At 52.9% G+C, this 13,103-nt stretch carries 11 protein-coding genes; 4 read left to right on the top strand and 7 right to left on the bottom strand.

The features are described from left to right. Positions 1 to 541: 541 nt before the first annotated feature. From DW037_RS10530 to DW037_RS10005, 3 genes are all read left to right on the top strand, one after another. Positions 542 to 1,267 carry an SPASM domain-containing protein gene (locus DW037_RS10530; RefSeq protein ID WP_158571987.1) on the top strand — a complete coding sequence of 242 codons (726 nt, stop codon included), beginning with the start codon at positions 542 to 544 and terminating at the stop codon, positions 1,265 to 1,267. Positions 1,268 to 1,272: 5 nt separating this feature from the next. Then, positions 1,273 to 2,286 carry a hypothetical protein gene (locus tag DW037_RS09995; RefSeq protein WP_118271033.1) on the top strand — a complete coding sequence of 338 codons (1,014 nt, stop codon included), beginning with the start codon at positions 1,273 to 1,275 and terminating at the stop codon, positions 2,284 to 2,286. Between the two features lie 451 nt (positions 2,287 to 2,737). After that, the gene (locus DW037_RS10005) at positions 2,738 to 3,274 is read left to right on the top strand and encodes a hypothetical protein (RefSeq protein WP_147327468.1); all 537 of its coding nucleotides are present in this window, start codon (positions 2,738 to 2,740) and stop codon (positions 3,272 to 3,274) included. A gap of 27 nt (positions 3,275 to 3,301) precedes the next feature. On the opposite strand, the gene DW037_RS10860 is transcribed toward DW037_RS10005, so the two are convergent. Beyond that, a complete protein-coding gene (locus DW037_RS10860; protein ID WP_117634850.1) occupies positions 3,302 to 4,912 on the bottom strand; it encodes an ATP-binding cassette domain-containing protein in 1,611 nt (536 codons plus the stop codon). Between the two features lie 110 nt (positions 4,913 to 5,022). Further along, entirely contained in the window at positions 5,023 to 5,742 is a 720-nt protein-coding gene (locus DW037_RS10015; RefSeq protein ID WP_117634848.1) for a YoaK family protein, read from the bottom strand. Between the two features lie 253 nt (positions 5,743 to 5,995). On the opposite strand from DW037_RS10015, the gene DW037_RS10020 reads away from it, so the two are divergent. Continuing rightward, on the top strand, positions 5,996 to 8,131 hold the full coding sequence (locus DW037_RS10020) for a YgiQ family radical SAM protein (RefSeq protein ID WP_233542366.1): 2,136 nt from the start codon (positions 5,996 to 5,998) through the stop codon (positions 8,129 to 8,131). Between the two features lie 156 nt (positions 8,132 to 8,287). Here DW037_RS10020 and DW037_RS10025 read toward each other — a convergent pair whose 3' ends face one another. The 5 genes from DW037_RS10025 to DW037_RS10040 all read right to left on the bottom strand — a co-directional run bounded on the left by DW037_RS10025 (position 8,288) and on the right by DW037_RS10040 (position 13,026). After that, on the bottom strand, positions 8,288 to 9,196 hold the full coding sequence (locus DW037_RS10025; protein ID WP_158571989.1) for a CPBP family intramembrane glutamic endopeptidase: 909 nt from the start codon (positions 9,194 to 9,196) through the stop codon (positions 8,288 to 8,290). 83 nt (positions 9,197 to 9,279) lie between these two features. Next, the gene (locus tag DW037_RS10030) at positions 9,280 to 9,480 is read right to left on the bottom strand and encodes a hypothetical protein (RefSeq protein ID WP_118259223.1); all 201 of its coding nucleotides are present in this window, start codon (positions 9,478 to 9,480) and stop codon (positions 9,280 to 9,282) included. A 215-nt stretch (positions 9,481 to 9,695) separates the two neighbouring features. Then, positions 9,696 to 9,854 carry a hypothetical protein gene (locus DW037_RS10650; protein ID WP_158568475.1) on the bottom strand — a complete coding sequence of 53 codons (159 nt, stop codon included), beginning with the start codon at positions 9,852 to 9,854 and terminating at the stop codon, positions 9,696 to 9,698. A gap of 169 nt (positions 9,855 to 10,023) precedes the next feature. Beyond that, a complete protein-coding gene (locus DW037_RS10035; protein WP_117629575.1) occupies positions 10,024 to 11,406 on the bottom strand; it encodes a 6-phospho-alpha-glucosidase in 1,383 nt (460 codons plus the stop codon). Positions 11,407 to 11,409: 3 nt separating this feature from the next. Next, a complete protein-coding gene (locus tag DW037_RS10040; protein WP_117790255.1) occupies positions 11,410 to 13,026 on the bottom strand; it encodes a PTS transporter subunit EIIC in 1,617 nt (538 codons plus the stop codon). Positions 13,027 to 13,103: the final 77 nt, after the last annotated feature.

Consider the following 13,103-nt stretch of genomic DNA (forward strand, 5'->3'; position numbering starts at 1 on the left):
CGTTGCGCTGAGTCCTGAGGCTGTTGCAATGAAGATGAGAATCAAGGCCGCTTTTGTAAATTTGGAAAGTTACACGTTACTAAAGGGAATGTAGATAAATTATTAGGTATACTACTGACAGCTTCCAAGGAGCTAAAGCGCTCGGGACCCCATTAAGTATTTTTAAAAGCATGGTCGCAAGTTTCACTAGCAGCCATGCTTTTATTGAATCATTGTAGGACATTTTAAAGATAATTGCCCACTTTAAAATTAAACATGTGCTTAGAATCGTTCTAGGCAACACCAATAACAATCACTAATCACAAGTGATTTGTGATTAATTACTCAATATGCAGAGCAGGTATTTGAAGGAAAACACATCTCATTTCGAATTACAACTAATTGCTCTCTTTTATCTGAAGAAATGGTTAAATTCTTCTTCGATTCTGGGCATGAATTCTATTTGTTAATCAGTCTTGACGGGCCGCAGCAAATCCATGATAAGTCTAGGCATTACGCTAATGGCAAGTCCTCATACCAAACAGTTATAGACAATGTTCATATGGTTTTAGACAGCCATCCTGAACGCAACAAATATGTTCATTTTAATGCCGTAGTCGACACGAACAACATCTATAAAACAGTCTCTTCCTTTATAAATGATAAAGATATCGAAGATTGCGATGTTCAATTCAACTACCTGGAACGCAACGGACGTATCGCCCCCTACAATGACGAGTTCTCAAGTCAGCTAAATTACGCCTTATTTAAAGCAAGAATTATGGATGAGCGCGAAATCGAAAAAGGAAACCGCAACGATAGGCTCGCTTCATATACGCTTGCAAACATCAACCAAAACATAAAGCGATTTGCACCTTCGAACATCCCAGCAAAAGCTATACCCGGTGGCCCATGCGAACCAGGGGTTACGCGTCTATTTGTGACAACAGCAGGAGCGCTTCTTCCTTGCGAAAGGGTCAGCGAAACAACGAAGGAAATGTATATCGGCACATTGGATTCAGGATTTGATTTAGGTCAAATTGAAAAGATAATCAATGTTTCAAAGCTGACCAGCGATTCATGTAAAAAATGTTGGGCATTTCAGCTGTGCACCCAATGCATAAAAAGCGCAGATTGCGAAGGAGTAATAAGCCCTGATTACAAGCGAACAGCATGCGACAATTCAAAACGAATTGCCTTTGACCGACTTAATCAGAAAATACTTCGCTTTGAGCTTCATAGACATGAAGTGTCCATTGCAACAGCTCTAAAAAGGAACAAGCGATAAAAATCATGAAGACAATCGGACTTATATCTTTCACAAGAGCTGACTATCCTCTTCTGATTGGATTGCTAGGAAATGGCTACAATATCCGGGTATCAACGCCATGCGGCATTCTACCGGACGGCCTAGATGTCGCCAACCTTGTTAATTGCAAGGAAATTGGCATAAGAAATCGAATTAACTATGTAACGACAATCGATGAATCAGACCTGGTTGTCGTTTTATCGACGAAAGAAAGCGCCGCAGGACTCGTAGAATTTAGTAAACACGCTGAAACCTACGCTCATTCTGTAAATAAGACGGTTGTCAGCCAACTCGCCGCTGAACGAATCGAGTCTAGCAAAAGCGACATGCAGGAATTAGCCCTGATACCAAAAATTGTTGTCGGGAATCTATATACACCCGCCAATTCAACAATAACGTTCAGTAGCATCGTTAGCGAGATGAGAAAGCACCATCCCAATCTATGCGCGTTGAGCTTCAATCCTTTAAATGAAATCTGGGGCTGCAACACCCTTAGTTTTGATGGTGGCCAATCTGCCGTCATCAAAATGAATGAGCAGATCAACCTCATCATTGAGAATGATAAATCCGACCTAGCTCTATTAGAGACGCCCAATGTGCTTATGAAATACAACGACCACATTTTCGGAGATTACGGATTGGGGTCGATTGCTGCATGTCGAGCTTTCTGCCCTGACTTAGCCATTATCAATATCCCATACACGATAGCCGACTACGACATAATGCTAGGGCTCATGCCCGTAATTGAAACGCTTACGCAAGCAGAGATAGTTCAATTTGAAATTACAAACGAAGTACTTGACGCCACAGAGGGGTTGGAGACGCATGAATTTCAAATAAGCTATTCATCTAGCGATAAAGCTATTCAAGCAGCAAGAGAACTTCGACTAAGAGGAATACCCAGTTTCTCAGCCAGCTTAGATCCAGAAGAATCATTACTATGCTGCAAGACAATCGAGGACGAGTTGTTTGATTTCGATCTTGGGGTACTGAAATGACAGCATATTGTAAAGATGAAACCATCTACGCAGAAATCGAAAAAGCAATAAGCAATATTAGAGATTTGGATTTGACTCAATTTGATCAAGATCTAAGAAATCAACGATTGACCAATTCCCCATTCAGCTTGTCCTCATCGGATCTAGTTCGACTGCTAATTTTTCTTGAAAGCAGGTTTTCTGTTTACGTTGAGTACTCGTCGATTGAAAACATAGGGTTCAACAGTGTTGAGGAGGTGAAGAAGGTAATAGAACAGTCAGAAACAATCGAACAATGAAAGGCAAATCATGAGAAGTATTCGACCATTTAACATGCATGCAGTAAATAGCGTCATTCATTTTATTAGAAATTGCCCATGCGGTTATTGCAGCTGCATGTACTGCAACGTACTGCGTAATTCTCCGCACGAAGCAGAAGTCGGTTCCAATGCGATTGAGGCGATGACGCGTGGTGGCTACTGGTCCTAAATCGAGCAAGACAGCTACAAACGAATATCGAATCTCAATTGAAGGTAACCCTTATCCGCATGCTCTAGCTCTCACCAACCCAGTGGGAGACAACCTCAACATCAAAAGACATGGGTTCACGGGTCCACTAGGACAGCTATTGAGTCTTAAATACACCGTTTATGACGATACAAATGAAAAGCTCTTTACTGTCGTCGACGGTGGCTTTAGTAACATGCCCAGGGTTGCGCTCGTCATCGAACACAAGGAAGTTGCGGTGTTCGATTATGGCCTAAACAGACTTGAGATGAAGTGCATAACGAACATACCGAATTACTCAATAAAAGGTAACTTCCTTTTTGGAGATTACGATATATTCAGCCAACGGGAAGTGAGGGTATCTTCAGTTACCGTTCTTCAATGTGATAAACAATCGTGCTTTAGCATACAGGTTTTGGATAAAGCCGAATTAGCTGCCGCAATTGGCATACCCACAGCCATTGCCCTTCTTAGAGCTCGCATTGAAGAGCATCTCGAATAACTCGCAAATAGCAGTTGGTAGCAACGTTCAGGAGCTAGATAGTTTTTCTGGCTCCTGAAACTGTATTACATAGTCTGCAAATTGTTCAAAACCATGTCCATGATCCGCAATGATGACGATACGCTCTTTCATCTCCTGTGCAACCACCGCCTTCAAAAAGGATATCGAAGCATTATCTAAATTGTTGCAAGGCTCATCCAAAATAATAATAGAATAGCTGCTCAAAAAGGCCCTACAAAGTAATAGAGAAGCCAGTTCTCCGCCAGACAAATTGTGTCCCCTAGTTCCAATGATGGGATTGGCTTCAAATAATTTATCGAGGCTAAAACCCTTCAAAAGATAGATGAGTTTTTCAGAGTCAATATCTACAAGACCATAGTAAAGAGCCTTCCTGAAAGTTCCCCCCATTATCAAATGTCTTTGCGGCATAGTTGCGCAGGGTAGCTGGATTAAAGTCAAGCCATCGAAAATGACAGTAGACTCATTAACACACAGTCTGCCGGCAACTGGCGACAATAATCCATTCAATACTTCCAGAAATGAAGATTTGCCACATGCATTAGGGCCGCTTACTAAAACCAGACAAGGTGCCTGTATCGTGCAATCTGGAATTGTTATCCTCTCATTAGTTTCGCTCGACGAAAACGAGAGACTGATTCCTTTCCAACTAATTCGATCAGCGTGATCGAAGCATATCAAATTAGGTTTTCCAGCTTCCAAAAGACGACGTAATTCCAAGACACGGCGCAACGACCTAAACGACGGTTGAAGCTGAGCCCAACAATTCAGAACAAGAGGAAAAGGAGAATAGCATAGAAGCACAAGTTGATAACTCTGCACCGCAATCCCGACCGTCAGCCCGCGCTTTAACACAAGGAAAATAAGCAGCAGAACTGAAAGCAAGCCAGTAATGATGTTGCCAGCGTTAACTATTTCAGTTGCCAATCTCGCAAAGACACTCTCCTCAACTCGAGAGTTCCTGCAGGCTTTAAGCATCTTTTTATAGCGAAGTAATTCCAAGTTAATTGAACGAGAAATTCGAATGTAAAGTCGACAATTTATTAGTTGGGCTAAATAAGCAGAACCCCTCGCCTGGGCCTCCAATGCCTTTTCGCTCTTAGTCGATAGCTTACTAAGAGCGAACGGATATAGAAGCGAAATAAACAATGCCGAAACACAAACAGGGATCAAAAGCAACAAAGAGATATTAGATAGCGCCACAAACGATGCCAAACCCGTCACTAAGCACGGAAGAAACGCAGTTGTAAATATTCCAATCATCGGCTGTAGGTTCCCAGCCTCTTCAATGCGCGATAACAGGTAGTCACTGTCTTTTGCTAAAACTAAGGGCCGCTCTAAAGCGCGGCGGGCAAGCAATCTATAGAAGCAGTTAGCGCCATCGGAAGCCAATTGCTCCGCATATTTTGATCTGAACAGGTTTGTCACCAGCTCAACTGAGAGCAATACTAGCAGGCCTAACCCAATGTATAAAACGTTACGATAATTAGAGCGAAGCAGGCCATAGTCTATAATCAACGATTCAGCTTTAACAACAGACAGCTCTACCAGGGCAGATAAAATGCAGAGCACCATCAACTTGATTACTGTCGTCTTATTTTGAATAAAAAGCTCTGGCATATGTCCATCCCCTCAACTAATAATTATAGCTAGAAAGATGGCATTTTTATTCTATAGCCTCAAGCAGCACGCCTTGCTGACGTCAAATCTTGTCATTACGAACATGCACCTTAGCGCTTAAGACTCGTGGTCTGCCAGTCAGCTACGATGCGGGCCCATTTCCTGTGCAAATCGCGTTCACGGTCGATGAACATGATGGCAAACGCGATAAACAGCAGCACGCTCGCCACCGCAATGGCGTGCAGGCCCATGCGCTCAATACACCAGTTGCCCAGCACGGCGCCAAACACAAAGGTGAAGATCACGCCAAAGTACAGTACGCCGTTTTCCAAAAAGCCGCGCTTGTGGGTGATGATATAGTCGTCCACGTTTTGCAGGGCGTTGCGCAAGTTGCCGATGCACATGGTCGTGGCGATGCCGTGACCGTGGATCTTGCGGAAGCTCTCGACCTGCATACCGCAGGCAAATGAGGTAAGGCAGTTGGCAAGCAGGTTGAAATCGCCGCCCGGGATAAAGCTCACGCCCAGCAAGATGACGGCTTCAAAGAACACCGTCACCTGACGCCAGTGGATCACGCTGCCAAAACGCTCGTGTACCAGGTCGGCAAGCATAATGCCCACAGCAAACGAAACCACGGGGAAGAAGTAGCGCCCCGCCAGCGCCCAGTTGCCCTCCGAGATGCTTACACCCACGAGCAGGATGTTGCCCGTCTGCGCGTTGGCGAAAACATGATCGCGCCCAATGTACGAATACACGTCCATAAAGCCACCGGCGAGCGCCAAGATAATGCCCAGCTCAATGGACTCCGATATCTGTTTGGCACGCTGCATCGTCGTGCATCCTCCTTGTTGACGACCCTCTCGTGCGTTGGCGGAAACATAGCCGCCGTTCATACTGTAACCCATTGACAACATGGCGTGCGCGCGAGACGGGTTCTTCGACACGGGGATACACAGTCTGGAAACAAACGGCTCCCGCATCGACACGCCGATCCGCCAGCCCATGTACTCCACCAGTCTTTTTAGCCCCGTCCCAAAAAGACTGGTTACAATTACGTGCAGCATACAAACACCGGGAGGGATCGTGGCAAAAAAGCCTCAGCACGCTCAGAACAACCAGCGCAGTCAGCAGGGCAAACAGGGCCAGCAGCAAAGGCGCGGCGGTAAGGCGCAGGGTGGGCACACCACGCACACCCAGGCAGCGCCCTCACGCCCCTGGCGTCCGGGTCGCGATAAGTTCCTCCCCGTCAGCCGCGCCGACATGAACGCGCGCGGCTGGGACCAGTGCGACTTCGTCTACATCTGCGGCGACGCCTACGTGGACCATCCCAGCTTTGGCATGGCCATCGTCAGCCGCGTCCTTGATGCACACGGTTACAAGGTGGGCATTATCTGCCAACCCGACTGGACCGACCCCGCCAGCATCACGGTGCTCGGCGAGCCGCGCCTGGGCTTTCTCGTCAGCGCCGGCAACATGGACTCCATGGTCAACCACTATTCGGTGACCAAGCACCGCCGCCACACCGACGCCTATACCCCTGGTGGCGAGGAGGGGCACCGCCCCAATCGTGCCGTCACGGTCTACGGTAACCTCATCCGCCAGACGTTTAAGGATGCCCCCATCATCATCGGCGGCATCGAGGCGAGCCTGCGCCGTCTGGCCCACTACGACTACTGGCAGGACAAGCTCAAGCGCTCGGTACTACTCGACTCGGGCGCCGACATCCTCATCTACGGCATGGGCGAGCACGCGATCGTCGAGATCGCCGACGCGCTCGATGCCGGGCTGCCCGTCGACCAGATCACTTATATCAACGGCACCGTCTACCGCACCAACTCGCTCGACGAGGTCTACGACTACGACCTGCTGCCCAGCTGGGACGACCTTACCGCCGACAAGCTCAACTATGCGCGCAGCTTTAACGTGCAGCAGCAGAATATGGACCCCATCACCGGACATCGCCTGGTAGAGCCCTACCCCAACAGCGTCTATGTGGTGCAGAACCCGCCGTCCGCGACGCTTACCACCGACGAGATGGACGAGGTGGCCGAACTCCCCTACGCACGCGATTGGCATCCCGATTACGACGCAGCGGGCGGCGTGCCGGCTTTTGCCGAGATCAAGTTTTCAATCAGCTCCAACCGCGGGTGCTTTGGTGAGTGCTCGTTTTGCGCGCTGACCTTCCACCAGGGCCGCGTGCTGCAGATGCGCAGCCACGACTCGATCATGCGCGAGGCCGAGCTGCTCACACACGACCCCGAGTTTAAGGGCTACATCAACGACGTGGGCGGACCGACGGCCAACTTTAGCCGCCCGGCCTGCGACAAGCAGCTCAAACACGGCGTGTGCAAGAACAAGCGTTGCCTGTGGCCGAGCGTATGCAAGAACATGGTAGTCGACGAGAGCGGCTACACGCAGTTGCTGCGCGACCTGCGCCAGCTGCCGGGCGTCAAGAAGGTCTTCGTCCGCAGCGGCATCCGCTTTGACTACACTATGGCCGACGCCTCGGACGAGTTTTTGCGCGAGCTACTGGAGCACCATGTCTCGGGCCAGCTGCGCGTAGCGCCCGAGCACGTGAGTGACGCGGTGCTCTCCGTAATGGGCAAGCCGAGCCGCGCCGTCTATGATGCGTTCTGTCGTAAATTTGAACGCCTGAACCGCGAATACGGACTCAAGCAGTATGTAGTGCCGTACCTGATTTCGAGCCACCCCGGCTCGACGATGAAGGAGGCCGTGGACCTTGCCGAAGCCGTGCGCGACATGGGCTACATGCCCGAGCAGGTGCAGGACTTCTACCCCACGCCGTCCACCATGTCGACCTGCATGTACTACACCGGCGTAGACCCGCGCACCATGGAGCCGATCTATGTGGCACGCGATCCGCACGAAAAGGCCATGCAGCGCGCGCTGATTCAGTATCGCAAGCCCGAGAACTACAAGCTCGTGCGCGAGGCGCTGGAAAAGGCCGGCCGCCGCGATCTGATTGGCTACACCAAGCATTGCCTGATTCGTCCCGTGCCGCCGCGCCCGGGCGAGACGTCTGCTGGCGGTGGGCATGGCACCGACAAGAAGGGTGGCAAGGCCCACGGTGGTGCCGCCGGCAAGGGGCCCAAAGGTAGCAAGGGGCACGGCGGCATGTCGCGTGCGCAGAACACTGCCGGTCGCAATCGCGCGGCCCAGGGGCGTCAGGGCGCCAACGGAGGCGGGCATCGCAACTAGCGTGGCGAGGGCCGGCCGGCGTCTCTTGGCCAGTCGGCGTCTCCTCATCGGCCAAGCGTGTTTTCCCTAGGGGAAACACGCTTGGGCTGTCTCCAGTCGTGATTTCCCTAGGGGGAACACGCTCAGACACGCCTAGCCGTGTTTTCCTTAGGGGAATCACGCTTGCTGGTAGGGACGATCCGTCTGGCACGTCAGTTTGAGCGACCGCATCGCCTCTACCAGCACAAAGCCGGCGATGGCAACCGTGATCACTACGTCGAGCGGCGTGTTCACAAACCAGAGCAACATCATGAGGTACGACCCGGCATTAAAGGCAAAGTGCAGCAGAATCGTGTAGCGGAGCTTTCCGGTCGTCACGAGCACCCAGCCAAAGATGAGGCCGGCGGCACCCGCGTAGCAACCCTGCACCCAATTCATGTGCATAAAACCGAAGATTGCCGCCTGCAGCACAATCGCCGCGGCGATACCCCACGTACTTGGGGCCGCCCAGGGCACCATGGCGCCGTTTTGCGCGCTCGCACGACGCGGGCGCTTCCAAAGTGGGCGACACTGCGGATTAAACGCTCGGAGCGAAAACTCAAAAATAATGCCGCGCACCAGCAGCTCTTCACAAAATGGGGCGCCGAGCACCGTAGTCAGGACGGCGAGATAGCTGGTGTCGCCCATACCTGTTTCCTCGATAAGCTCGCTGTAGTCGGCCGCGGCGTCGGGCAACAGCGACAGCACGGCGTCGGTCACGTAGCCAACGAGCACCTGCAGGGCAAGGCCAATCACGACAACGCAAGCGATGCGCTTCCATGCAGCACTTGCTCCCCCGCCGAGCGGACGTTCACCTTGCCGGCGCGCCATGAAGGAGCGGGGCCACAGATAACGCCACCACAGCAGCGCCATCAAAAACGACGCCGTCTGAGCGGCAGCCTGGAACCATTGGATATCGAGATTGTCGATCGGATAGCCCGTCAGCACCGATACGGCATCGAGAACCGAAAACAGAACCACGCTCAGGGCTATATCGGCAGCGACAACGCCAAAACATGCAAGCGCCCACGCCATCGCATTGAGCATGCCAACCTCCTCAAAACCGTTCCCTAGTTCTACCACAACTCGGCAGAGAGCTGATCCCATGGGGACGGAGGAAAACGGATCACTTATTGATGAGAATCGGGCACAGTGCCAAAGGCCCCGCTGGGCGAAATGTCGAACGGAAAGGTGCCGCAGTGATTGAAGGCGGCGATGAACATGCGGATGGCGTTGGACGGCGTGGTGCCTACGAGCTGGGTTGCCGCCGCGAAGGCCGCCTTTTCCTCAGGCAAGACCTTCGCTACAACCGGGGTCATGTGTTCTGCCATGGCGCTTCCTTTTTGAAACGACGGTGGTGCGGATAGATGCGGGCCACGCGGCTGGGCGACGGGCTGTGAAGGCAACCCGATTGGCCCGCATCTGGAGTTTGTTTCTACGGCGTTGGTATTACTTGGTATTCCTAAGTATTACCCCGCAGATAGAATAGCACACCTGATCCCTTGGGGACGGAGGAAAACGGATCATTTTGTTGCTGAGCTAGAACTTAGAACGTGATGGTATCCGAGATATCGAGGGCATGAGCGTCGGTGGCGTCGTGCGCGGCGAGAAGGAGCGTGCGGCCATCGAGCAAGTCGAGCACGACCTCGGCGCACGCATCGCGCGCAGCGGCATCCAAGCCGGTAAAGGGCTCGTCCAGAATCACCGCGCCGCCCGGGCACAGCAGGGCCCGAGCGATCTCGACGCGACGGCGCTGCCCACCCCCATATCAACCCTTCGCACCAAACGGCAATGCCCCGTCCGCGCAAATACGCGAACGGGGCATTGCTCAAGCTATGCAGCCAGCGGCCTTTTACGCCAGTGACTTTCTGTCTTTACTTAAGCTCAGGCCAGTAACCCTTGTTGGCCTCGATCATGTCGTCGAGAACCTCCTTGGCGACCTTCATCGAAGGCACGGTCTTGTTCAGCGTAAAGGCCTTGAGCGCCTTCTCGTACGAACCCTCGATCGTAGCCTCGACCACGAGCTTCTCAGAGTTCAGCTGCTGCATCATGAGGCCCTGCTGGAACAGCGGAATGTTGTCGCGGCTGATGACCTCGGGGCCGTTCTTGCCAATGTAGGCAGGCAGCTCGACCATAGCGTCGTAGGGCATGTTGGGGATAGCGCCCTTGTTCTCGCAAATGACCAGGAAGCGCTGCTTGGTGTCGTTCTTCAGAGCGATAGCCAGGTCGGCAATCCAGTCGCCGTGGCTGCCCGCATAGAACGTGCTCTCGTCGATCTCGCCCGTCTTCTCGTAGTGGTCGATGCCGTCGAAGAGGTTCTTCTCACGCGTCTCCTCAACCTCGTTAGCACGGGTGCGCTCGGGGTTGGAATGCTCGACGAACTCCTTCTGCTGCAGGTAGTAGTTCAGATACGTGTTGGGCAGGTACTCCGGGAAGCACTCCATGATCTCGTACTCGCCCTTCCAGACGTAGTACCAGCTGCCCTTGGTGTGGCGGTTCTGCTCGGGGTGCTCGTCAGTGGCCTCCTCGGGCTTCTTTGCCATGAGCGAGCCCATGCCCTTGAGGTAGGAGTCGGGCAGCAGAATCTCATGCTCCTTGATGTACTCGCGCAGCTGCGGGAGCACCTCCTCGCCCTTGTGGCGGATCGAGGTGAACCAACCAAAGTGGTTGAGGCCAAAGTAATCGTACTCGACATCCTTCTTGTCGATATCGAGTGCGGCGCAAACCACGTCGATGATCGCGATCGGCATGTCGCAGATGTTGATGATGCGAGCGTTGGGACGCAGCACGCGGCAGCCCTCGGACACGATGGCAGCAGGGTTGGAGTAGTTGAGAATCCAGTAGTCCTTCTTAGCGTACTTCTCAACGTCATCGATCAGCTCGACCATGGGGAAGATGGTGCGCATGCCGTAGGCAAGGCCGCCGCAGCCGCAGGTCTCCTGGCCCACGCAGCCGTGACGCAGCGGAATCTTCTCGTCCTGCTCGCGCATGGCATAGCCGCCCACGCGCATCTGGGCAAACACGAAGCTCGCGTCCGTAAAGGCAGTCTCCTTGTCGGTGGTCACCATGAGCTTGATGTCCAGGCCGAGGTCCTCGTGCAAAATCCAGTCCACGAGCACGCCGATCTTGCGCTGGCGCTCCTCGTTGATGTCGTACAGACGAATCTCGTCAACGTCGAGCTCGTCCTTGCGCAGGGCGATGGATTTGACGATGCCGGGGGTAAAGGTGGATCCGCCACCACACAGAGTAATGATCATTGTTTACTGCTCCTTCTCAATTGCGTTTTCGACCTTGTCACGCATCTCGGCGACCTTCATGCCAAAGATGATCTGGATATTATTGCCGTTGCGGTTGATGCCGCTGTTGGGCACGTGGTTGATGAGGTCCTCATTGATGAGGTCCGGGTTCTTAACGTTCACGCGGAGACGCGTAAAGCAGTTCTCGAGCTCCTCGATGTTGTCCTTGCCACCAAGACCTGCGACCAGGTCGGCGATGCCTGCATCGACGCCCTCTGCGGGAGCCGCGGCAACAGCGCCCTGCTTCACCGCGACAGACGCGGCGGCCTCGCCCTCGGCAACGGACTCGGCGAGCTCGGACTCTTCCTCGCGACCAGGCGTGTGGAGGTTGAGCTTCTTAATAAGGAAGGTGAAGAGGAAGAAGTACAGAGCGGCGTTGACGACTCCAAGCACCAGCATAACCGGCCAGTTGGTCTTATCGACACCGAGGACCAGGTTGGAGACCACGATGTTGATGATGCCGCCTGCAGTCGAAGCGGGCACGGAGAGGACCTTGAGCAGGACCAGGAAGATACCGGAAAGAACCGAGTGAACGACAAAGAGCACGGGAGCGGCAAAGACAAAGAGGAAGTCCATGGGCTCGGTGACACAGGAGAGCACGGCGGTGATGATCAGCGGGATGATAACGGCCTTGGTCTTATCCTTGTTCCCCTTGTAAGCGGTGAAGATAAAGGCGAGACCGATACCGATGTAGGGCCACAGGTTGTTGAAGGTGTAGCTGTTGAAGTAGGTGCTATCGGAGAAGGGCTGGCCCGTCATTGCCATCTCGGCGACACGGATGGGATAGGCGCCGGCGATAACCTGATCGCCCAGCGTCAGGGTGCCGCCCACATCGGAGAACTGGAACGGGGTGTAGATGAGGTGATGCAGACCGGTAGGAACGAGCAGCTTGTTGAGCATGCCGTAGATAAACAGACCGATGTTGCCCGACTCCTTAATGATGCCGGCAACGGAGGAGATGGCACCCTGAACCGGAGGCCAAACGATGCAGAAGCCAGCACCCATGATCCAGGAAATGATGATCATGATCAGGAACGGAAAACGAACGCCCGAGAACATCGAAAGGGCAATGGGGAACTGCTTGTTCGAGTACTTGTTGAACACGGCACCGGTGATGCAACCAAGAATGATGCCGCCAAACACGCCGGTATCGAGCACCTGAATGCCCATAACGGTGCTCTGGCCGGTTCCGGTAAGGCCGAGCATGCCGCTCGCTTCGGCAAGAGAGCCGGTGGCGTTGAGCACGATGTTGTTAGCCTGCAGGAACAGGAAGAACGACATCAGGGCGATCAGCGAAGCATGGCCCTTGTTCTTCTTTGCCATGGCGCCGGCGATGCCCACGCAGAACAGAATCGAGAGGTTGTTGATGATAAACATCAGCGACTGATAGACAACGGCGCCCACAAGCTGGAACGGACCGGAGCCCAGCACAGGGATCACGGCGCAGATGGTCTTGTTGGTCAGAATAATGCCCACGATGAGCAGAATGCCGGCAACCGAGAGATACATCATCGGCTGAACGATTGACTTCGCGAACACCTCCAACGGCGCTTTGAAATTGAACTTCTTTTTTGCGGTCATAGCGGTACTCCCCTTCCTTTTCCGCAAATTAAGGGCTCTTCGGTGGTTTCTGTGGGAGAGATTCCGGCATAGGCCCA

This window comes from Collinsella sp. AF39-11AT (assembly GCF_003474585.1).
Taxonomy (GTDB): domain Bacteria; phylum Actinomycetota; class Coriobacteriia; order Coriobacteriales; family Coriobacteriaceae; genus Collinsella.

What these genes read in the sequence shown, in the direction of transcription:
- DW037_RS10530 (WP_158571987.1), top strand. Translation starts at nt 542, where the DNA reads ATGGTTTTAGACAGCCATCCTGAACGCAACAAATATGTTCATTTTAAT.
- DW037_RS09995 (WP_118271033.1), top strand. Translation starts at nt 1,273, where the DNA reads ATGAAGACAATCGGACTTATATCTTTCACAAGAGCTGACTATCCTCTT.
- DW037_RS10860 (WP_117634850.1), bottom strand. Translation starts at nt 4,912, where the DNA reads ATGCCAGAGCTTTTTATTCAAAATAAGACGACAGTAATCAAGTTGATG.
- DW037_RS10015 (WP_117634848.1), bottom strand. Translation starts at nt 5,742, where the DNA reads ATGCAGCGTGCCAAACAGATATCGGAGTCCATTGAGCTGGGCATTATC.
- DW037_RS10025 (WP_158571989.1), bottom strand. Translation starts at nt 9,196, where the DNA reads ATGCTCAATGCGATGGCGTGGGCGCTTGCATGTTTTGGCGTTGTCGCT.
- DW037_RS10030 (WP_118259223.1), bottom strand. Translation starts at nt 9,480, where the DNA reads ATGGCAGAACACATGACCCCGGTTGTAGCGAAGGTCTTGCCTGAGGAA.
- DW037_RS10035 (WP_117629575.1), bottom strand. Translation starts at nt 11,406, where the DNA reads ATGATCATTACTCTGTGTGGTGGCGGATCCACCTTTACCCCCGGCATC.
- DW037_RS10040 (WP_117790255.1), bottom strand. Translation starts at nt 13,026, where the DNA reads ATGACCGCAAAAAAGAAGTTCAATTTCAAAGCGCCGTTGGAGGTGTTC.